The organism is Enterobacter cloacae complex sp. ECL411 (assembly GCF_021869665.1).
Taxonomy (GTDB): Bacteria; Pseudomonadota; Gammaproteobacteria; order Enterobacterales; family Enterobacteriaceae; genus Enterobacter; species Enterobacter intestinihominis.
In genome coordinates this window covers 2723125-2744972 of sequence record NZ_CP091486.1, presented here as the reverse complement: position 1 = coordinate 2744972, position 21848 = coordinate 2723125, and the positions used below count along the sequence as shown (strand labels likewise).

The following is a 21848-nucleotide window of genomic DNA, read 5'->3' as shown; positions in this document are numbered from 1 at the left end:
CCTGCGAGATTAACGCGGCAGTGCCGTTCCCCATTCGCGCCACTCTTTCGGTTCACTTTCCAGCAGCAGGAAGTGTTTTCCTGCCTGCGCCTTAGGCGCCAGAGGCGTGCCAGGCGGCGTCGCGAAGGCAATGCCGCCGCGAATGAACTGGTTAAAGGTCCCCGTTTTGACCACGCCACCGGTCAGGCCGAAGTCCAGCGAGTAGCCTGAAGCCAGCCAGAACACCGAGTTGTTGCGAACCAGATGCTGATAACGCTGGCTGATGCGCAGGCCGACCATCACGCGATCGGACAGATTACCCAGCGTCAGGCTTGTTACTGTTCCCACTTCAATACCGCGGAACAGGACCGGCGTACCGATGCCCAGCGAACCGGCTTCCGGTACTTCAACCACAATGCTCAGACCGTCCAGATAACGGGAATCGGTGATGGTCGCCTCCTGCAACTCAAACTCACGACGCGCGTTGCCCCGACCCGGTTCAACGTTAATGTACGGCTGAAGTATGGTGTCGAGATGCTCAACCCCTGCGGCAGAAATTTGCGGCGTAACCACCGAGAAGCGCGAGCCTGCCCGGGCGAACGTCTGTACATATTCCGGATAAAGCACGGCGGTAGCCTGAACTTCATTGCGCGCGGTGATCAGCGTCAGCTTCTGAACCTGCCCGATATCAATTCCGAGATAGCGGATAGGCATGCCTTCTGCCAGTTTACCGGCATCAAAGGTGTGCAGGGTAATCTGTCCCCCGACGGCGCGCGCCGCGGTTTCAGACGGGAAGAGGATCCGCTTGTCACCTTTACGCATGTTGCCGCCCGCGCCGCTCAGGTTATCGAAGCTGATCGCACCGCGCAGGGCACGGGAGAGGGGAGACGCCTGTACGGTCAGCCCGTTGCCGTTGAGCTGCACTTTCGCGCCGCCTTCAGCCCAGAACACGCTGTTTGGCGTGAGCAGCTTGCGATACTCCGGCTTGATATGCAGTTCGATATCAAACGCGTCCGCACGAGGACGAACGGTGATCACTTCTCCGACCTCAAACTTACGATAAAGCACGACGGAGCCTGCCTGGACATCCGGCAGCGTTTCAGCGCTTAAGGTCAGCGTGGTGGTCGGCAGGTCGCCGAGGCTGTTTTCAATGGCTTTGTCCAGATTGGCGAACAGTGGATAGCTCTCACGCAGCGCGCCTTTGCTGCCCGGCAGAATGCGGATCCCGCCGTTAACCCACTCGCTGGCGCTGGCGCCGAGGAACTCAACGCCGTCCAGACCCACCTTCACGTCGACCCGGCTGTTCACCACAAATTTACTGTCGCCGTGCACAAGGTTGCCGTACTGCGGATCGATGGCGGCGGAGAAGGAGACCCCTTTTTCCGTCAGCTTTCGTTCCAGAACCTGACCCACCTGCACACCGTGCAGGATTAGCGGTTGACCGGCTTCGATACCATAGCTTTCCGGCGCATTCAGCTTAACCGTCAACACGCCCGGTTTTTGCAGCAGAGCTTTATCCGCCGGCGCGATGACAAAGTTTTTATTCGGTGCACCTTCACCGGGGATCAGCTCAAAGGTGCTTCCCGTCAGCAGGGAACTGATGCTGGCGTCGCTGAGGGAGAGCTTCGGATTACGCAGCTCGATGCGTGTTTTTTCCCGCAGGAGGTCCACAACGCTCGGATCCACCGTCATTTCGCCGGTAACGGAGCCGCCCGCGTTGAGGGTTAATTTTGTCAGTTGCCCGACCTCTAAACCCTGGTACATCAGCGGGGTCGAACCGGCTTTCAGGCCTTTGGCATCCGGCAGGGTCAACTTGACGATGACACCGCGCTGGCTGTGTGCCAGGTCGGCGTACAGACCAAAGGTATCCTCTGCGGCGGCAGGGCTGGAGTCAGCAGGTGAGTCGAAGGCGATAGCGCCATTCACCAGCGCCGCCAGGCTCTCAAGCTTCACTTTCGCACCGCTTAAGCTCAGGTCAGCATCGACGCCGGAGACGTTCCAGAAGCGGCTGCCTTTTTTTACCAGGTTGGTAAAACGGCGATCGATCAGTACATCAATGGTCACGCCATCTTTGTTCGGGTTAATGGCGTAGTCGTAAACGCGGCCAACCGGAATTTTGCGGAAATAGACCAGAGAACCACTGTTCAGCGAGCCCAAATCCGGCGCGCGGAGGTGGATCATCAGATCGCCGTTATTCAGCCGATATTTCGGCTGGGTATCCAGCGCAACAAAGTGATCCTGTGGCTCACCTTTGCCAGGCATCATGCCGATATAGTTACCGCCCACAAGCGCATCCAGCCCGGAAACGCCGGCCAGGGAGGCTTTAGGCGTGACCAGCCAGAACTGCGTTTCGGCGCGCAGGGCATCCTGCATGTCAGACTTAATGCTCGCCCGGACCTGGATTTTGTTCAGCCCTTTGCCGAGGGAAATATCCTGCACGGTACCCACTTCCACCCCCTGGAAGCGAACGGGGGTACGTCCGGCGACAATGCCGTCCGCAGACTGGAAATCAATCGTGATGGTACTTCCGCGATCTTCATAGCTCGTCCAGATAAGCCAGCCTGCGATCATCAGCGCGATGACAGGCAGCAACCAGAATGGCGAAATGCGGCGTTTTGTTTTAATTCTCGCTTCAGTCGGCGAAGCGGGCGTTTCCTGACTCATGTGCGTCCCAAAGTAAGCGGCTGTCCAGCCATTCCACTGCAAGAATAGTCAATATCACCGCAGAGCCGAAATAAAAAGCTGCGGGTCCCATGGTAAAAGCAAGTAACTGATCGCGATTGATGAGCGACATCATCAGCGAAATCACGAACAGATCCAACATCGACCAGCGACCAATCCAGGTCACGAATCGCAGAAGCAGGATGCGGGTGCGTAGTCCTTGTTCGCATTTAAAGTGAATGCTGATAAGTAGCGTAAACATCACCACCACTTTGGTAAAGGGCACCAGAATACTGGCGATGAAGACAATGGCGGCAACCCCCACGTTACTGTGCGCCAGAGAGATAATCCCCGAAAGGATAGTATCTTCCTGTCGGGCGCCGTTCACATAAATTACGGAGATCGGCAGCATATTGGCCGGGAATAAAAATATCAGTGAGGCGATAAGCGCCGCCCAGCATTTTTGCAGGCTGTTGTTGCGCCGCAATCTTAACGGAATGTGGCAGCGAGGACACCTCCCGCGTTTATCCGGTAAACCGGTGTAATGGCACCCCAGGCAGACGCGCAGGTTTTCATCAGGCCGGGTCGCGGGACGCTGAGGGTAAAATCGCTCCCAAAGCTGTTCAACATTCAGATGAATCAGGGTCAAAATACTCAGCAGGACCAGTGAAATAAACGCAAAAAGGCCAATGCCGGGTTGTAAAAACGCATAATCCTGCACCTTAATGGAGGCCACGCCGACGCCCACCAGATAGATGTCCAGCATCACCCACTCCTTGAGCTTTTCCAGCATGAGCAGGACAGGGCGCAGGTTCATCCCCAGAATGTTGCCAAACCACAGGTAGGCAATTGCCGCGACCAGCACCAGCGGCGCGCCGACGACGCAGAACAGCACCATAGCGCCGGTGAGCGGATCGCCCTCGCGCGTCATCTGCCAGATCCCCTGCAATACGTTAGCGTCAATACGCACGCCAAGCAGGTAGAGCTTTAACAGCGGCTCGGTCCAGGCGAACGGCATCAGCAGCAGCATGGTAACCGCCATTGCCGCCAGACGCGTCAATGACCAGTCCCGGCCATCGCGAATTTTGGCATCGCAGCAAGGGCAAAAAGCACTTTGGTGCGATTTCATCTTCGGCAACATAAAAAGCGTATCGCACTGGGGACAACGCTGATAATGTGCACGAGGCAGAGCCTGGCTTACCGTACGGACAACGATCTTTCTTGTCGGCGTAATTTGGGGTGTTTTTAGGGCCATCAGTCGCACACAGATAAGTATTGTTGAAAGTTATAATAACTCATGAACGGATTCATCTTGAGCATGAGCGCATTTAATGCTTATTTTAATAGGCTATGCGGTAATTATGTAAGATAACTAAGTGATTGAATAATGAACAAAACAGAATTCTACGCGGATCTGAATCGCGATTTTAAGGCATTAATGGCAGGGGAAACCAGTTTCTTAGCCACTCTGGCAAATACCAGTGCGTTACTGTACGAACGCCTTTCTGACGTGAACTGGGCGGGCTTTTATCTGCTGGAAGGCGACACGCTGGTGCTGGGGCCTTTCCAGGGGAAACTCGCCTGCGTACGCATCCCGGTAGGTCGCGGCGTGTGCGGTACCGCAGTGGCGACCCGTCAGGTTCAGCGTGTCGAAGATGTTCATGCGTTTGACGGCCACATTGCCTGCGATGCCAGCAGCAATTCTGAAATCGTACTGCCGCTGGTGGTTAAAAATCAGATTATTGGCGTTCTGGATATCGACAGCACGGTCTTCAGCCGCTTTACTGCCGAGGATGAGCAGGGGCTGCGCGCGTTGGCCGCAAACCTGGAAAATGTTCTGGCAGAGACCGATTATCATAAATTCTTTGCGAGCGTCGCAGGATAATCAACGGATAACGTAGCATTTACTGATAGCGTCATTATAATGTCGCCTGTTCATGCCTGCGCTTGTTGGCAACGTCCGTTGTAATCAGGAAATTTCATGGAAAATCAACCTAAGTTGAATAGCAGTAAAGAAGTTATCGCATTTCTGGCCGAGCGTTTCCCGCAGTGCTTCAGCGCTGAAGGTGAAGCGCGTCCTCTGAAAGTCGGTATCTTTCAGGATCTGGTCGCGCGCGTTGAGGGGGAGATGAACCTCAGCAAAACGCAGCTTCGTTCTGCCTTGCGCCTTTATACCTCGAGCTGGCGTTACCTGTACGGTATCAAGCCGGGTGCGACCCGTGTCGACCTTGACGGCAACCCGTGTGGTGAGCTGGACGAGCAGCACGTAGAACATGCGCGTAAGCAGCTTGAAGAAGCCAAAGCTCGCGTTCAGGCACAGCGTGCTGAACAGCAGGCCAAAAAACGCGAAGCCGCAGCGGCAAACGGTCAGGAAGACGCCCCTCGTCGCGAGCGTAAACCGCGTCCGGCACCGCGTCGTACTGAAAATAACGATCGCAAACCGCGTGCTGACAAACCAGCAGCTAAAGCCCCACGTGCGCCGCGCGAAGAGCCGCGCCACACCCCAGTTTCGGACATCAACGCCCTGAGCGTAGGTCAGTCTCTGAAGGTTAAAGCGGGTAACAATGCGATGGATGCCACCGTACTGGAAATCACCAAAGATGGCGTTCGTGTACAGCTGACTTCTGGTATGTCAATGATTGTACGCGCAGAACACTTGTTGTTCTGAAACGGAGGCCGAGCCTGGCATGAACACTTTTTTTAAGCTCACCGCGCTGGCTGGCCTGTTTGCTATAACAGGCCACGCTTTCGCTGTGGACGATATTACGCGTGTTGATCAAATTCCGGTTCTTAAGGAAGAAACTCAGCACGCGACGGTGAGTGAGCGCGTGACGTCGCGCTTTACTCGTTCGCACTATCGTCAGTTCGATCTCGATCAGGCCTTTTCGGCCAAAATCTTTGACCGTTATCTGAACTTGCTGGATTACAGCCATAACGTACTGCTGGCCAGCGATGTCGAACAGTTCGCTAAACGCAAATCCGAAGTGGGTGATGAGCTGCGCTCCGGAAAGCTGGATCTTTTCTACGATCTGTACAACTTATCGCAAAAGCGCCGTTTTGAGCGTTATCAATACGCGCTGAAAGTGCTGGAACGTCCGATGGACTTCACCGGCAACGACACCTTTAATCTGGACCGCAGCAAAGCGCCATGGCCGAAAGATGAGGCTGAACTGAATGCGCTGTGGGACGGAAAAGTCAAATATGACGAACTGAGCCTCAAGCTCACAGGCAAAGACGAAAAAGAGATCCGTGAGACGTTAAACCGTCGCTACAAATTCGCAATTCGTCGTCTGGCGCAGACCAACAGTGAAGATGTTTTCTCGCTGGCGATGACCGCGTTTGCGCACGAAATTGATCCGCACACTAATTATCTCTCTCCACGTAACACCGAACAGTTCAATACCGAAATGAGCCTGTCTCTGGAAGGTATCGGTGCTGTGCTTCAGATGGATGATGACTACACCGTTATCAACTCCATGGTGGCCGGTGGCCCTGCGTCGAAAAGCAAAGCGATCAGCGTAGGCGACCGTATTGTCGGTGTAGGTCAAACCGGAAAGAGCATGGTGGACGTGATTGGCTGGCGACTTGATGACGTAGTTGCGCTGATCAAAGGGCCGAAGGGCAGCAAAGTTCGCCTGGAGATCCTGCCAGCCGGAAAGGGGACCAAAACCCGTATCGTTACTCTGACCCGTGAGCGTATCCGTCTGGAAGATCGCGCGGTGAAAATGTCGGTGAAAACCGTGGGTAAAGAGAAGGTTGGCGTTCTGGATATCCCTGGCTTCTACGTTGGCCTGACCGATGATGTAAAAGTGCAGCTCCAGAAGCTTGAAAAGCAGAATGTCAGCAGTGTGATCATCGACCTGCGCAGCAACGGCGGCGGGGCATTGACCGAGGCCGTCTCGCTCTCCGGGCTGTTTATCCCGTCTGGCCCGGTGGTTCAGGTGCGCGATAACAACGGTAAAGTGCGTGAAGATGCCGATACCGATGGCGTGGTCTACTATAAGGGGCCGCTGGTGGTGCTGGTCGATCGCTTCAGCGCCTCTGCATCGGAAATCTTCGCTGCTGCCATGCAGGATTACGGCCGGGCGTTAATCGTCGGCGAACCGACGTTTGGCAAGGGCACCGTTCAGCAGTACCGCTCTCTGAACCGTATTTACGACCAGATGCTGCGCCCTGAATGGCCGGCGCTGGGCTCAGTACAGTACACCATTCAGAAGTTTTACCGTGTTAACGGCGGCAGTACGCAGCGCAAAGGCGTGACGCCGGACATCATGATGCCGACAGGTACCGAAGAGACGGAAACGGGCGAGAAGTTTGAAGATAACGCGCTGCCGTGGGATAGCATTGATGCCGCGACATTCGTGAAATCGGGTGATATGAAACAGTTCGGTCCGGAACTGCTGAAAAATCACAATGACCGCATCGGGAAGGATCCGGAATTCCAGTACATCATGAAGGACATCGCGCGTTTCAACGCTCTGAAAGCGAAACGGAACATTGTCTCTCTGAACTACGCCCAGCGTGAGAAAGAGAACAATGAAGATGACGCGACACGTCTGGCGCGTATCAACGATCGCTTCAAACGTGAAGGCAAGCCTCTGCTCAAAAAACTGGACGATCTGCCTAAGGATTACCAGGAGCCCGATCCGTATCTGGACGAGACGGTGCATATCGCGCTTGATCTCGCGAAGCTGGAAAAAGAGAAACCTGCCGTACAACCTGCTCCGACAAAATAATCCCCCAACAGGCACAAGAAATTGTGCCTGTTTCTTTTTGTTCCTCATCCTTCCGTCAGGCAGATTTCCAATTGTGTAAAGTTGTGTCTTTCTGGTGACTTACGCCGTCTGGATGCTTGAAAATAGCCGCAATACCCATACGATGTGGGTAATCGCATAGTGCGTTTTGTTAAACTGAGGTTAAAAGAATATTATGATGCGAATCGCGCTCTTCCTGCTCACCAACCTGGCGGTGATGGTGGTATTCGGGCTGGTGCTAAGCCTGACGGGAATTCAGTCGAGCAGCGTTCAGGGTCTGTTGATTATGGCGCTGCTGTTTGGTTTCGGCGGCTCTTTCATTTCACTGCTGATGTCGAAGTGGATGGCACTGAAATCCGTAGGCGGTGAAGTTATTGAGCAGCCGCGTAACGATATGGAACAGTGGTTGATGAGCACGGTTGCTCAGCAGTCAAAGCAGGCGGGCATAGCCATGCCGCAGGTGGCGATCTACCACGCGCCGGATATCAACGCGTTTGCTACCGGTGCGCGTCGTGACGCGTCCCTGGTGGCCGTCAGTACCGGTCTGCTGCAAAACATGAGCCGTGACGAAGCGGAAGCGGTTATTGCTCACGAGATCAGCCACATCGCTAACGGCGATATGGTCACCATGACCTTGATCCAGGGCGTGGTGAACACCTTCGTTATCTTTATTTCCCGTATTCTGGCGCAGATTGCTGCCGGATTTATGGGTGGCAACCGTGATGAGGGTGAAGAGAGCAACGGTAACCCGCTGATCTATTTTGCTGTTTCAATGGTGCTGGAGCTGGTGTTCGGTATCCTGGCAAGCATCATTACCATGTGGTTCTCCCGTCATCGTGAGTTCCACGCGGATGCCGGTTCTGCGAAACTGGTGGGTCGTGAGAAGATGATTGCTGCGCTGCAACGTCTGAAAACCAGCTACGAGCCGCAGGAAGCAAACAGCATGATGGCCTTCTGCATCAATGGTAAATCAAAGTCGCTGAGCGAGCTGTTTATGTCACACCCGCCGCTGGATAAACGTATTGAAGCGCTGCGAAGCGGCGAGTACCTGAAGTAATACCCGCCGGATGAAAAAAACCGGGCAGGAGACAATCTCCGCCCGGTTTTTTTATGCCTGCGCCTTTGGCTGGGTCACACGAAGGCCGCTAATGATAGCCGCGAGGGTCGCCAGTGTCCCTGCGGTAATCAGCGCAACGTGTGTCGCATTTTGCCCGGCAAGGTTAAACATCAACGCCACCATTGCGGCCCCGGTGCTTTGCCCTAACAGTCTTGCCGTACCCAGCATCCCGCTGGCACCACCGCTGCGATGACGTGGGGCAGAGGTGATAATTGTGTGGTTGTTAGGTGACTGGAACAGACCAAAACCTGCCCCGCACAGGATCATGCGCCAGATAATATCCAGATCCCCCGGCGAGGAGGGCAGGAGCGACAGCGCAAACAGTCCTGCTGCCATGACGATCAGCCCGATAGCCCCCAGCAGTCCGGCATGAACGCGCTCAATAAGGTACCCGGCCAGCGGGGCCATCACCATGGTTGCCAAAGGCCAGGGTGTGAGCAACAAGCCTGTTTCCACTTCCGAACGGCCAAGCACGCTCTGCAAAAAGAATGGCAGCGCAACCAGCGCCAGCATCTGGGCGCAGAACGAGCAAATGGAGGTACAAATTGATAGCGAAAACAGCGGAATACGCAGCAAATCGACCGGCAGTAACGGCACGGGCAGCGCCAGCTGGCGTCGTACAAAGAAAAAGCCGATGATAAGCAGGGCAACGATTTCTGCGGCAATGAGCGACAAAGACTGTCCCTGCGCAAATCCGCTCAGCGCAGTAATCAGAAGGCCAAAGGTCAGCGCGTTCATCACAGCGCTGGGCAGGTCAAAACGTGCCATGGTGTTTTTCGGACCATTTTCCGGAAGATAGCGCAGGGCGAAGAAGATCGCCACAATGCCCAGCGGCACGTTAATGGCAAACAGCCACTGCCACGAGGCAACGGACAGAATGGCGGCGGCAATCGTCGGCCCGGCGGCGGACGACACGGCCACAATAAAGGAGTTAATGCCCATGCCGCGCCCCAGATGGCGATGAGGATAGATAAGCCGTATCAGGGCCGTGTTCACGCTCATTAGCGCCGCACCGCCAAAACCCTGTGCGATACGCGCAAGCGTAAGGGTGTGCAGTGAATCGGAAAGGGCACAGAAGAGCGAGGTGAGAGTAAAGACCACCAGCCCGCACTGATAAACCCGGCGATAACCAAACATATCGCCCAGGAAAGAGAGTGACAAAAGGGAAATCACAATCGCTATCTGGTACGCGTTCACAATCCAGATGGAGCTTGCCGGAGAAGCATTAAGGTCTTTGGCAATGGTAGGAAGAGCCACATTGGCAATCGCACCGTCAAGGACAGCCATCGAAATGCCGATGACAATAGTGGCAATTGCCCCGTACCGCTGGGGTAAGGGCAGGCCATCAGAAACGTTTTTTTGCATGGGAAAAGAATGACTCAGTGTGAAATTATTTTCAGAGTAACTATTTTAGCATCGTTATTTCGGTTTTATGTCGCAGATTTGTAACGAAGTAAACCCAGATAGATTGCAGCGCGCATCACACGAATTTATAATAAAAACCGGTTCTGATTTTTATAAAACACTCTCCATGAGGTGATAAATGGCAATCGCAGATTTGGATAAGCAGCCAGATTCTGTTTCTTCCGTGCTGAAGGTGTTTGGCATCTTGCAGGCGCTCGGAGAAGAGCGTGAAATTGGTATTACAGAGTTGTCGCAGCGTGTGATGATGTCGAAAAGCACCGTTTATCGCTTTTTGCAGACGATGAAATCATTGGGTTATGTCGCGCAGGAAGGAGAATCAGAAAAATATTCTCTGACCCTGAAACTGTTTGAATTGGGCGCCCGCGCCTTGCAGAACGTGGATCTGATCCGCAGCGCTGACATTCAGATGCGTGAACTTTCGCGGTTGACGAAAGAGACAATTCACCTCGGCGCACTGGATGAAGACAGCATCGTTTACATCCACAAAATTGACTCCATGTACAACCTGCGCATGTATTCACGCATCGGTCGTCGTAACCCGCTGTACAGTACCGCAATTGGTAAAGTCCTGCTGGCCTGGCGCGATCGTGAAGAGGTTAAGCAAATCCTTGACGGTGTGGAATACAAACGCAGCACCGATCGCACGATTACCAGTACGGATGAACTGCTGAGCGTGCTGGATAAAGTGCGTGAGCAGGGTTATGGGGAAGATAACGAAGAGCAGGAAGAAGGGTTGCGCTGCATCGGTGTGCCGGTGTTTGACCGCTTCGGCGTTGTCATTGCGGGACTGAGCATCTCTTTCCCAACGCTGCGTTTCTCCGAAGAGCGTCTTCATGAGTATGTGGCAATTCTGCATACCGCAGCGCGCAAAATTTCAGAGCAGATGGGCTATAACGAATACCCGTTCTGATCAATGCCTCCAATAAAAACGCCGCACTCTTGCGGCGTTTCTGTAAGCGAAATTTAGCTCTGATTAGCCGTTATCCACCACAACAGATGATTTACGCAGCACAGGACAGTTGGTTAACCCGATGATCCCGCTGTCGGAATGGATGTACTGAGCCGTGCTTACCCCCTGGGCGGTGAGATATTTACACTGAATACCCAAACCCGCGGCATTCTCTTTGCTTCCCATTAATACGCCATACCCACTTAACAGCAGGCCGATCCACACAAGTGCCAGTACAATTATCGTACGAACGAGTAAACGCATCGATGCCTCTTTTTTCTTTGTTGTCATGGAGTAAGCGTAACGGGTTTACGCAGTGAAACAAGTGCACGATTCCGAAAAGCGTCTGTTGAAGGTACAGTTAGCCCCTGTTTAAGATAGCCGTGATAACCTGGCTACATCAGGTCATAAGACGGAGTGTGGAGTGAAAAAAATACGCTGGGTAATTCTGATTATAGTGCTGATAGCATGCGTGGTGCTGTGGACGCAGACTATCAATGTGATGTGCGATCAGGATGTACAGTTCTTTAGCGGCATTTGTTCAATCAATAAGTTTATCCCCTGGTAGTGGCTATTTTTGCACTGAGCGATGTCCTTACGTGGCTGCAGTGGTAAAATGACTGTTTTTACTGAGGTGGTGAAATGGGTGAGTTAATGAATTCGGGGCTGCTGAGCATTGCATCCCTGGTAATGTCTTTAGTGGTGCTGGTCGTTGGACTGGTGCTGTGGTTCTTCGTTAATCGCGCCAGCTCCCGCACAAACGAGCAGATTGAGCTGCTGGAAGCATTGTTCGATCAGCAGAAACGGCAGACTGCGTTGCTGCGTCGTCTGTGCGAAGCCAACGAGCCGGAGGAGAAAGCGGTGCCGAAGGAAGCTGATGCTCAAAAACAAGACGAGGAAGAGTTCATTCGCCTGGTGGCCGAACGATAGTCTGCCCGGAACGGGGAGGTGGCCTGACGTACGGCGTAAATCTCCTCCCTTATCAAATGTAACCCATAACATCCCAACATATAATTAAGCAGCAGTTAACTACTGTTTCAGTATACTGAAAACTGGCGAATATTTATCCTTATACAAGTCATACCGTTTCGTTGAATAAATTGTGAGCTTTAACTTTCCCGAAGTGTTTTATTTTTATCGAAACGTTTTGCTTGCCTTGTTTTGAGGCAGTGTCATAAAAATTTCATTATTTTGGTGCAGAATAACGCTTATTAAATGGTGGATTTTAATACAGTTAGCAAAATGTATTTAACATCGTTTATTCACTGTCACACTCTGGTGCATTGCGATGTTTTCAGCATAACTTTTCACAAAATGTTCTAACTCAGTCATTCCTTTAAAGAAATTCAGGGATTGGGATGGACGCTTTGAAATGATTGAGCTATGTTTAAAAAGTCTTTGATTACAGGGCGCGTCAGCGCACCCTGTGGGCGGTGAGGTCAGGTGGCGCTTCATTTGACAATTCGCATAACTGTGCAGATTGTTATGGAGTAACGCCTGAATTTGTGCGGCGGATCGAGACACGTTTAAAAATGGCTTGCCATATTAAACGTTGTGTGTGATAACACGTTTTGGGTCAAACGAGGTACAGTTCTGTTTATGTGTGGCATTTTCAGTAAAGAAGTCCTGAGTAAACACGTTGTCGTTGAATACCGCTTCTCTGCCGAACCTTATATTAGTGCCTCAAGCAGTAATGTCTCAGTTTTATCTATGTTAAAGCCTGCGGGCTAAGAAAACACTCTAAGGAATTTTGCAAATGGCAAAGATTAAAGGTCAAGTTAAGTGGTTCAACGAGTCTAAAGGTTTTGGTTTCATTACTCCTGCTGACGGCAGCAAAGACGTGTTCGTACACTTCTCTGCAATCCAGGGTAACGGCTTCAAAACTCTGGCTGAAGGCCAGAACGTTGAGTTCGAAATTCAGGACGGCCAGAAAGGCCCAGCTGCGGTTAACGTAACTGCTATCTGATCGAATCACTGCTGACTGAAGCGCTTAGCGCTTCGATCTCAGACATAAGCCTCGCCGATGCGGGGCTTTTTTATTCACTTATTTTTCAAAATGTTACGTATTCCTCTTCTGTTATTATCTTGTTGCAAACCCGCGAAATTATTAGCATTGTTTTCCCGCCTTATTATCCCTTTTTCCCGTTAAATCAGGGCGTTGATTAACAGCCCTGGGGTTAAAGTGAAAAAAAAGACAATAACGGCCAACGGAAACTTTACACCGGCACGTTTTGCACTTCTGTGTCTCGCCATCTTTTGTAGCCTTGCTTTTCTGTTAGGCCGCGTGGCATGGCTACAAATTATCAAACCGGATAATCTGGTGAAGCAGGAGGATATGCGTTCCCTGCGCGAAGTGGCGATAGACGCCCCGCGTGGGATGATTGTTGACCGTGAAGGGCGTCCCCTTGCGGTAAGCGTACCTGTCCAGGCCGTCTGGGCCGATCCCAAAACTGTGCTTGATAAAGGGGGGATCGGCTTTGATTCGCGCTGGCAGGCCCTGGCAAATGCTTTACACCTTTCTCTGAGCACGCTCGCATCGCGAATAAACAGCAATCCGCACGGGCGATTCATTTATCTAGCTCGTCAGGTTGATCCCTCCCAGGCAAAGTGGATTGATAAGCTGCGTCTTCCCGGTATCAACCTACGCGATGAGTCCCGCCGCTTTTATCCTGCCGGACACGTGGCGGCAAACCTGATTGGCTTCACTAATATTGATGGTCAGGGTATTGAGGGCGTCGAGAAAAGCTTTAACACGCAGCTCACCGGGAAGGCAGGCGTGCGGCTGGTCAGGAAAGATCGCTACGGGCATGTGGTTGAGAACCTCACGGAGGTGGCGCCCGTACCGGCACATAATATCCAGCTTAGTATCGATGAACGCCTGCAAACTATCACCGAAGACGCGCTGGATAATGCCGTGGCGTGGAATAAAGCCGAGTCAGGCGCGTCGGTGCTGATTAATATCCAGACGGGCGAAATTCTGGCGATGGCGAGCTTCCCTGACTTCAACCCCAACAATCGGGAAGGGGCAACGCTGGATGACTTTCGTAATCGCGCGATCAGCGACACCTTTGAACCGGGTTCGACCGTTAAGCCTCTGGTGCTGATGACGGCGCTACAGCAGGGGCTGGTGCAGCCTGACAGCGTGATAGACACGCATCCCTACACCATTGATGGCCATCGTATTCGCGATGTGGGCTACTACCCCGAGCTGACCATGAGCGGGATCCTGCAAAAATCCAGCGACACGGGCGTATCCCGTCTTTCTCTCGCGATGCCCGTGCAACGGTTACTTGATACCTATAAAAACTTTGGTTTTGGCGAGAGTACCGGGCTTGGCTTAACGGGAGAAAGCTCAGGTTTACTGCCGCAGCGAAAATTCTGGAGTCAGTTAGACAGGGCGACCTTTGCCTTTGGGTATGGCCTGATGGTTACCCCCCTCCAGCTGGCGCATGTGTATGCCACCATCGGTAGCTATGGCATTGAACGGCCTCTGTCCATCACCCGTATCGATCCCCCCGTGATTGGCAAACGGGTGATGCCCGGGGAGATTGTTCACGAGGTGGAACACATGATGGAGAGCGTCGCGTTACCCGGCGGTGGCGGGATCAAAGCGGCGGTGCGTAACTATCGTGTGGCGATTAAAACCGGGACGGCCAAAAAAATCGATGAACACGGTAAGTATGTGGATAAATACGTCGCCTACACAGCAGGCGTTGCGCCCGCCAGCGATCCCCGTTTTGCACTGGTGGTGGTGATCAACGATCCGAAAAACGGAGCCTACTACGGCGGGGCCGTTTCCGCGCCCGTGTTCAGCGAAATTATGGGTAACGTCTTGCGCCTGGAAAACGTGAAGCCAGACGGGCTGCCGGCAGATTCTGACCATCTGATCGTGATGCGTCACCCAGCCGTTTATAACCCTGGCGAATAGCGGTACACTTCGCCTTTTGGTTTTCGCCCTGGAGCTGTCATGTCTTTCAGTTGTCCCCTTTGCCACGCGCCGCTGACGCGCGCGGAGAAAACGTTTATCTGTCCACTGGGACATCAGTTTGACCGGGCTAAAGAGGGCTATGTCAATCTTCTGCCGGTACAGCACAAGCGCTCCCGGGATCCGGGTGACAGCGCGGAGATGATGCAGGCGCGCCGGGCGTTTCTTGACGCCGGACACTATCAACCGCTCAGGGATGCCGTTGTCGACTTACTCCGTCAATATCTGACAGAAGGCGCATCCGCCATGCTGGATATCGGCTGCGGTGAGGGCTACTACACCGCCACGTTTGCTGACGTCGCGGCTGGGAAGGGCGCCGAAACTTACGGGCTGGACGTGTCGAAAGTGGCTATCCGTGCAGCAGCAAAACGCTACTCAGCGGTAACGTTCTGCGTGGCCTCCAGCCACCGCCTGCCGTTTGAGGAAGCGAGTATGGACGCCGTAGTGCGTATCTATGCCCCGTGCAAGGCAGAGGAGCTGGCGCGCGTCGTTAAGCCCGGCGGGTGGGTTATCACCGTTACGCCGGGACCGCGTCATCTGCTGGAGCTAAAAGGGCTGATCTATGATGAAGTTCACCTGCATGCGCCGCACTCTGAACAGCTGGCGGGCTTCGCGTTAAAGCAGACGCAGTCAATGGCGTATGAGATGACGTTGCAGGGAAGTGAAGCGGTGGCGTTACTGCAAATGACGCCGTTTGCGTGGCGGGCAAAACCAGAGGTGTGGGAAACGCTGGCAGCACAGACAGAATTTCGCTGCCAGACGGATTTCAGCATCCATTGCTGGCAGCGCGAAGATTAACCCGCGAAGTGTGCCCAGAGTATTTGGGCACCAATCCCGATCAACACGATACCGCCCAGAATTTCGGCGCGTTTGCCTAACAGCGGGCCAATGAACCGCCCCACCATCATCCCCAGCGTTGACATAATCAGCGTGGCGCAGCCAATCGCCAGCGCGGTGGCGATAATATTGACCTGCAAAAACGCCAGACCGACACCGACGGCCATTGCGTCCAGGCTGGTTGCGATAGCGGTTGTCACCAGAAGCCAGAAGCCGTGGCGTTGCAGCGGCGCATCATCTTCATCGCTGTTGCCACGAAAACCTTCAATTACCATGCGTCCGCCGAGGAACACCAGCAGCACGAAGGCGATCCAGTGGTTCCACTCCAGCACAAACTGGCTGGCGAGCATCCCCAGACCCCAGCCAATAAGCGGCGTCAGCGTTTCGATTGCGCCAAAGATGAGACCGGTGCGCAGGGCTTCGGAAAATTTAGGTTTATGGAGGGTGGCACCTTTACCGATAGAGGCGGCAAATGCGTCCATGGACATGCCAAAAGCCAGAAGGATCGTAGCGGAGATATTCATAAGTGCGTCCAGACCGGGGATATCCATATGACACATCACTGCCCCCAGTAAACAGCAGTTGATGTATCTATGGTCTCGCCTGATCGCTTTTGGCATAGTAAGTGTGCTGAAAACGATCCGTACGCGCCACGTTTTGCAACGAGTATGTTGACACGTACATTTCCCGCAGGCAGGAAATCGGCTACTCCCCAACGACGGGCGCAACCTTAACATATTTTGAGAATATAAAACAACAGCGAAGATGGCTTTATATAGCCACTATATTGATAACGATTTTCATTTAGGTTTATGCGTAAATGTATCGTTAATAAATATAAGTTAATTCGCAGGGGAGATATAGCATCGGCTATATTGCTGGTTTGAGAATAATACAATACATAGCCGATGCTATAAAATTAATTCATTGAGTTTTAAGGAGTAATTTGTAGATTTTTTCCAGGTCGTCAATATTTTTGACCCGAATGAGCAGGCGGCGTTGTTCTAATTGCATCACCAGAACTCCGTCTTCGGATAAATTCATCTCTTTAATGCGGTTATATTCTATCCAGACATTGGCGAAGAAGAATCCGTGTTTTTTAAAAATGAGTTTTGGCGAGCGGATCCAGAACAGGTAAGTCGCCATTAATGCCAGCGCACATAATAACCATGTGGTTAATATTGCGCCGTGGCTGGTCACATTATTGTAAATCAGGATGACTACCAGACCGGCGAAGATAAACGCATCAATGCGCCCACGGCGTAAGAGGGGAAGGGTCAGCAGCGTCTCGCCGTGGCGGCGAGGCATAATGAACTCGTCATAGATCGCGTAAGCCAGAAGGGCAACAATAAATAAAACCAGTACGGTGTCCGTGACAGTCATTCATCCTCCAGATAAAAAGACCGGGGGCAAGCCCCCGGTCGGTAACACATTTTATTACAGACCCAGCAGGCCGACGGCGTAGCCCGCGATACCGATGACGAAGAAGCCAACGATGATCCAAAGCGGGTTCACTTTCTTACGCAGCAGCCACATACAGGCGAAGGTTAACAGCAGCGGTACCAGGCCAGGCATCAGCTGGTCCAGAATGGTCTGCACGGTGGTGACGCGCGTCTGACCATCCTGACCGGTGATCGTCGATACCACCAGCGGGATGTTCACGTGCGTCCACTTGTTAACCAAAGCCCCCATTACAAACAGGCCGAGGATTGACGCCCCCTCAGTCAGTTTTTGCAGGAAGCCGCCGCCCATATCCTTAACGATATCCACCCCTTTACGGTAACCATACGCCACGCCGTAGTAGCGGGTCAGCAGACGCACCGCGTTGAACAGGATAAAGAACAGCAGGGGACCAAGCAGACTGCCGCTCATGGCGATCCCGGCGCCCAGTGCCGCAAAGACCGGACGCACGGTACCCCAGAAGATCGGGTCGCCCACGCCTGCCAGCGGCCCCATCAGACCGACTTTAATACCGTTGATAGCACCATCGTCGATCTCAGCCCCGTTTGCACGCTGCTCTTCCATCGCCAGCGTTACGCCCAGAACAGGCGCCGCTACGTAAGGGTGAGTGTTGAAGAATTCCAGGTGACGCTTAATTGCCTGACGGCGTGCTTCGTTGTTTTCCGGATACAGGCGTTTGATTGCCGGCACCATGGAGAAGCAGAAGCCGAGCGCCTGCATACGTTCGAAGTTCCATGAACCCTGAAACAGGTTAGAACGGATGAACACGCCACGAATATCACCCGGAGTGAGTTTTTTCTCAGTGGTAGTTTTTGTCATATCAACCATTTCGCTCACCTGTTAGTCCAGTTCGTTATCGAGATCGTTGTTACCAGCAGCCTGCGCAGGGGCACCCGCGACACGGTTGTATTTCGGGCTGAGCTGGATATAAAGAATCGCCATCACCGCACCAATCACACCCAGCGCAACCAGGTTGAAGTTGGTGAATGCAGCGGTAACGAAGCCAAGGTAGAAGAACGGCATCAGATAGCCTGCGCGCATCATGTTGATGACCATCGCGTAACCTACGACCACAATCATACCGCCCGCGATATTCAGACCGCCGGTGACCACTTCTGGTATGGCGTTCAGCATACTTTGAACTTCACTGGTCCCAACGGAAATCGCCACGATAACGGCCGGAATAGCGATACGCATCGCCTGCAGGAACAGGGACGAGACGTGGATCCAGGAGAGCGCTGTCAGGTTGCCGTTATCGGCCGCCTTATCCGCCGCGTGCTGGAAGGCAACGGTGATGGTACGAACAATGATGGTCAGCACCTGGCCTGCCGCGGCCAGTGGAATGGCCAGCGCGATACCGGCACCGATACTCTGATGACCGGCGATAACCAGAACGGTCGAAATAATGGACGCCAGCGCGGCATCTGGCGCAACTGCCGCACCGATGTTCATCCAGCCGAGGGCGATCATTTCCAGGGTACCACCGATGATGATACCGGTTTTCATGTCACCGAGAACGGCGCCAATCAACGTACAGGCCACCAGAGGGCGGTGGAACTGAAATTCATCAAGTACGGACTCCATACCCGCAATACACGCGACGATGAACACCAGCACAATCTGAAGAGTAGTAATCTCCATTGCACTTCTCCTATTACATAAGCTCTATATGAAAAACCGGCCCGGGCTTATTTCCCCACTTTGCCGATCAAATCCATCATTTTCAGTTTCTGATCCGTGGAAACCTTACGGGCTTCCAGCTCGATACCGCGTGCATTCAGCTTGTTGAAGGCCTCGATATCTTTCGCATCCACTGAAATCGCGTTGTTGACCTGCGTTTTGCCCTGACGGAAAGCCATACCGCCAATGTTAACGGAGGTGATTTTCACGCCGCCTTCAACAATGCGTTCAACGTCTGTCGGGTTGGTGAACAGAAGCATCACGCGTTCGCCCGCATATTTCGGGTTGTTGTAAACGCGGATCATTTTGGCGACATCCACGACGTGCGCGGTGACGCCCGGCGGTGCAACCTGGGTAAGAAGGGTTTTACGGACAGTGTCGGCGGCCACTTCGTCACTGACCACGATGATGCGTTGTACGTTGGTCTCTTTGGTCCAGCGCGTCGCCACCTGGCCGTGGATCAGACGGTCATCAATACGCGCAAGGCCGATAACCATGTAATCGTTCGGACCCATTGGCTTCGCCGGTGCCGCGGCTTTTGGTGCAGCAGGGGCAGGGGCAGGTTTTTCAACCGGCTGTGCTTTCAGCGCCTTCACGCCTTCGCGACCGGTTTCCACCGCCAGCGCCACCAGCTCGTCAAAGCCTGGGTTGTCGTCACGCGCCATGAAGGTTTCCACCAACATTGGGATATTTACCCCGGCGACGACTTCATAATGCTCTTTATCGACGACAATGCGGCTGGCAGCGTTGAACGGGCTGCCGCCCCATGTATCCACGAGAAACAGCACGCCTTTGCTGGTATCCAGCTTCTCAAGCTGAGCAGTGTACTTTTCAATCAGCGTCTCGGCGTTTTCACCGGGAACGAAATCGATCCAGCCGACGTTTTCCTGCTCGCCCAACAGCATTTCTGCCGTTTTGAGTAACTGCTCCGCAGCCCAACCATGTGTGCCTATGACAATAGCAATGGTCACTTGCTACCTCCTATTATTATCATTTATACGTCTGCCAGGCAGGCGTACTGAGAATCGTATTGGCGAACCGAATCGATTCAGATAAGGGTTAGAGTTCTAAAAAACCAAGACTTCCGCGAATTATTTTAGATAGTGAAAAAATAATTTATGTGATGAAGATCCGTAATTTAGCTACGCCTTACAGATTTTTCTGTAAGATAAACCACGTGTGTTACAGAAGTTTGCAAAGGAACGTAAATCTTTGCTAAAAACCCATTGTCTCTGATATGTTTAGCGTCCGTTTAATTATTCAGGAGTATAGGGCTACAGCCCACTATATGGACCGTCACCGACGTCAGTCATCTTCCAGGCCATTCCGCGCCTTATTCACCGGCGACCTTCGCCACGCATCGACCCCCATTCCCTTTGAAATGCCCGAAATTAGCGGGGCACCGTTTTGTCATTCCTTTAGCAGGAGCGTGTCATGGAATTCTTAATGGACCCGTCAATCTGGGTAGGCTTGCTTACGCTGGTCGTGCTGGAGATCGTTCTCGGTATTGATAACCTGGTGTTTATTGCCATCCTTGCGGATAAGCTGCCGCCGAAACAGCGTGATAAAGCCCGTCTGATCGGCCTCTCGCTGGCGCTGATCATGCGACTGGGCCTGCTGTCCGTGATCTCGTGGATGGTTACGCTGACTAAGCCTCTCTTCACCGTCATGGATTTCACCTTCTCCGGCCGCGATTTAATCATGCTGGTGGGGGGGCTTTTCCTGCTGTTCAAAGCTACAACAGAGCTGCATGAACGGCTGGAGAACCGGCAGCATGATGATGGCCACGGTAAGGGGTATGCCAGCTTCTGGGTGGTGGTCCTGCAGATTGTGGTGCTTGATGCGGTCTTCTCACTGGATGCGGTGATTACAGCGGTTGGCATGGTGAACCATCTGCCGGTGATGATGGCGGCGGTTGTGATTGCGATGGCGGTAATGCTGCTGGCGTCGAAACCGCTGACGCGTTTCGTCAACCAACATCCGACGGTCGTCGTGCTGTGTCTGAGTTTCCTGTTGATGATTGGTCTGAGCCTGGTGGCAGAAGGTTTTGGTTTCCATATACCGAAAGGCTACCTGTACGCCGCGATTGGCTTCTCGATTCTGATCGAGCTGTTTAACCAGATTGCGCGCCGTAACTTCATTAAGCAGCAGTCGAATCAGCCGCTGCGCGCGCGTACCGCCGATGCGATCCTGCGCCTGATGGGCGGGCGTCGTCAGGTGAACGTGCAGGCGGATAACGAGAACCGTAACCCGGTTCCGGTGCCGGAAGGCGCGTTTGTGGAAGAAGAACGCTACATGATCAACGGCGTGCTTTCGCTGGCCTCCCGCTCCCTGCGCGGCATTATGACGCCGCGCGGTGAAATCAGCTGGGTGGACGCCAACCTGAGCGTCGACGAAATTCGCCAGCAGCTGCTCTCCTCGCCGCACAGCCTGTTCCCGGTCTGTCGGGGCGAGCTGGATGAGATCATCGGTGTGGTGCGCGCGAAAGAGATGCTCGTGGCGCTGGAAGAGGGCGTCAACGTCGAGGCCGTAGCGGCCGCGTCGCCTGCCATCGTGGTGCCGGAGACGCTGGATCCGATTAACCTGCTGGGCGTGTTGCGTCGTGCTCGCGGGAGCTTTGTTATCGTCACCAACGAATTTGGTGTGGTACAAGGTCTGGTAACGCCGCTGGACGTGCTGGAAGCCATTGCCGGTGAATTCCCTGATGCGGATGAAACGCCAGAAATCGTTGCCGACGGTGACGGCTGGCTGGTGAAAGGCACCACCGACCTGCACGCGCTCTCGCACACGCTGGGCGTCGAAAACGTGGTCAATGACGATGAAGACATCGCCACGGTAGCGGGGCTGGTGATTGCCGTTAACGGGCAGATCCCGCGTATCGGTGATGTGCTTGAGCTGCCGCCGCTGCAAATTACCATCGTTGAAGCCAACGACTATCGCGTTGATATGGTTCGTATTGTTAAAGAGCACTCTGTACACGACGAAGAAGAGTAACGCTAT

The 21848-nt window shown here is 53.4% G+C and carries 20 protein-coding genes and 1 pseudogene; 12 read left to right on the top strand and 9 right to left on the bottom strand.

Annotated features, from left to right (window positions below; translation table 11 throughout):
• Positions 1–9 precede the first annotated feature (9 nt).
• Complete coding sequence (locus L3069_RS13065; protein ID WP_022648460.1) at positions 10–2643, bottom strand: PqiB family protein; 2634 nt, start codon at positions 2641–2643, stop codon at positions 10–12.
• Entirely contained in the window at positions 2612–3895 is a 1284-nt protein-coding gene (gene yebS / locus L3069_RS13060) for a membrane integrity lipid transport subunit YebS (protein WP_023300360.1), read from the bottom strand. The genes L3069_RS13065 and yebS overlap by 32 nt, the downstream gene beginning before the upstream one ends.
• Positions 3896–4027: 132 nt before the next feature.
• Between yebS and L3069_RS13055 the strand changes: the two genes are divergently transcribed.
• From L3069_RS13055 to htpX, 4 genes are all read left to right on the top strand, one after another.
• Positions 4028–4525 carry a GAF domain-containing protein gene (locus tag L3069_RS13055; RefSeq protein WP_038416256.1) on the top strand — a complete coding sequence of 166 codons (498 nt, stop codon included), beginning with the start codon at positions 4028–4030 and terminating at the stop codon, positions 4523–4525.
• 96 nt (positions 4526–4621) lie between these two features.
• Positions 4622–5308, top strand: a complete 687-nt coding sequence (proQ, locus tag L3069_RS13050; RefSeq protein WP_003859895.1) for an RNA chaperone ProQ — start codon at positions 4622–4624, stop codon at positions 5306–5308.
• Positions 5309–5327: 19 nt separating this feature from the next.
• Positions 5328–7376 (top strand): carboxy terminal-processing peptidase, encoded by a 2049-nt coding sequence (gene prc / locus L3069_RS13045; RefSeq protein ID WP_003859896.1) that lies wholly within the window; start codon positions 5328–5330, stop codon positions 7374–7376.
• Positions 7377–7569: 193 nt separating this feature from the next.
• The gene (gene htpX, locus L3069_RS13040) at positions 7570–8451 is read left to right on the top strand and encodes a protease HtpX (RefSeq protein WP_003859899.1); all 882 of its coding nucleotides are present in this window, start codon (positions 7570–7572) and stop codon (positions 8449–8451) included.
• A gap of 51 nt (positions 8452–8502) precedes the next feature.
• On the opposite strand, the gene L3069_RS13035 is transcribed toward htpX, so the two are convergent.
• Positions 8503–9876 (bottom strand): MFS transporter, encoded by a 1374-nt coding sequence (locus tag L3069_RS13035; RefSeq protein ID WP_038416255.1) that lies wholly within the window; start codon positions 9874–9876, stop codon positions 8503–8505.
• Between the two features lie 178 nt (positions 9877–10054).
• Between L3069_RS13035 and kdgR the strand changes: the two genes are divergently transcribed.
• Positions 10055–10846 (top strand): DNA-binding transcriptional regulator KdgR, encoded by a 792-nt coding sequence (gene kdgR, locus L3069_RS13030; protein WP_022648455.1) that lies wholly within the window; start codon positions 10055–10057, stop codon positions 10844–10846.
• 63 nt (positions 10847–10909) lie between these two features.
• Here the strand turns inward: kdgR and L3069_RS13025 are convergent, their stop codons facing one another.
• On the bottom strand, positions 10910–11149 hold the full coding sequence (locus tag L3069_RS13025; protein ID WP_022648454.1) for a YobH family protein: 240 nt from the start codon (positions 11147–11149) through the stop codon (positions 10910–10912).
• Between the two features lie 160 nt (positions 11150–11309).
• On the opposite strand from L3069_RS13025, the gene mgrB reads away from it, so the two are divergent.
• From mgrB to rlmA, 6 genes and pseudogenes are all read left to right on the top strand, one after another.
• Positions 11310–11453 carry a PhoP/PhoQ regulator MgrB gene (gene mgrB / locus L3069_RS13020; RefSeq protein ID WP_003859906.1) on the top strand — a complete coding sequence of 48 codons (144 nt, stop codon included), beginning with the start codon at positions 11310–11312 and terminating at the stop codon, positions 11451–11453.
• 74 nt (positions 11454–11527) lie between these two features.
• Positions 11528–11815, top strand: coding sequence for a YebO family protein (locus L3069_RS13015; RefSeq protein WP_038416254.1), 288 nt, complete (start codon positions 11528–11530; stop codon positions 11813–11815).
• 669 nt (positions 11816–12484) lie between these two features.
• Positions 12485–12629 (top strand): annotated as a pseudogene (locus L3069_RS13010) (DUF2627 domain-containing protein).
• A 12-nt stretch (positions 12630–12641) separates the two neighbouring features.
• Positions 12642–12851, top strand: a complete 210-nt coding sequence (gene cspE, locus L3069_RS13005) for a transcription antiterminator/RNA stability regulator CspE (protein ID WP_001062678.1) — start codon at positions 12642–12644, stop codon at positions 12849–12851.
• Positions 12852–13067: 216 nt separating this feature from the next.
• Complete coding sequence (ftsI, locus tag L3069_RS13000; RefSeq protein WP_038416253.1) at positions 13068–14813, top strand: peptidoglycan glycosyltransferase FtsI; 1746 nt, start codon at positions 13068–13070, stop codon at positions 14811–14813.
• A gap of 39 nt (positions 14814–14852) precedes the next feature.
• Positions 14853–15668, top strand: a complete 816-nt coding sequence (gene rlmA / locus L3069_RS12995; protein ID WP_038416252.1) for a 23S rRNA (guanine(745)-N(1))-methyltransferase — start codon at positions 14853–14855, stop codon at positions 15666–15668.
• Here rlmA and mntP read toward each other — a convergent pair.
• The 5 genes from mntP to manX all read right to left on the bottom strand — a co-directional run bounded on the left by mntP (position 15665) and on the right by manX (position 19819).
• Complete coding sequence (gene mntP / locus L3069_RS12990) at positions 15665–16231, bottom strand: manganese efflux pump MntP (protein WP_032622454.1); 567 nt, start codon at positions 16229–16231, stop codon at positions 15665–15667. The two genes, rlmA and mntP, sit on opposite strands and share 4 nt — an antisense overlap.
• A 400-nt stretch (positions 16232–16631) precedes the next feature.
• Entirely contained in the window at positions 16632–17090 is a 459-nt protein-coding gene (locus L3069_RS12985; RefSeq protein ID WP_038416251.1) for a DUF986 family protein, read from the bottom strand.
• Positions 17091–17144: 54 nt separating this feature from the next.
• Entirely contained in the window at positions 17145–17996 is an 852-nt protein-coding gene (locus L3069_RS12980; protein WP_006810994.1) for a PTS mannose transporter subunit IID, read from the bottom strand.
• Between the two features lie 12 nt (positions 17997–18008).
• Positions 18009–18809 carry a PTS mannose transporter subunit IIC gene (gene manY, locus L3069_RS12975; RefSeq protein ID WP_022648448.1) on the bottom strand — a complete coding sequence of 267 codons (801 nt, stop codon included), beginning with the start codon at positions 18807–18809 and terminating at the stop codon, positions 18009–18011.
• Positions 18810–18856: 47 nt separating this feature from the next.
• Positions 18857–19819 (bottom strand): PTS mannose transporter subunit IIAB, encoded by a 963-nt coding sequence (gene manX, locus L3069_RS12970; RefSeq protein ID WP_022651434.1) that lies wholly within the window; start codon positions 19817–19819, stop codon positions 18857–18859.
• A gap of 463 nt (positions 19820–20282) precedes the next feature.
• Between manX and yoaE the strand changes: the two genes are divergently transcribed.
• Positions 20283–21842 carry a CNNM family cation transport protein YoaE gene (gene yoaE / locus L3069_RS12965; protein ID WP_023300354.1) on the top strand — a complete coding sequence of 520 codons (1560 nt, stop codon included), beginning with the start codon at positions 20283–20285 and terminating at the stop codon, positions 21840–21842.
• The last annotated feature ends 6 nt before the right edge of the window (positions 21843–21848 follow it).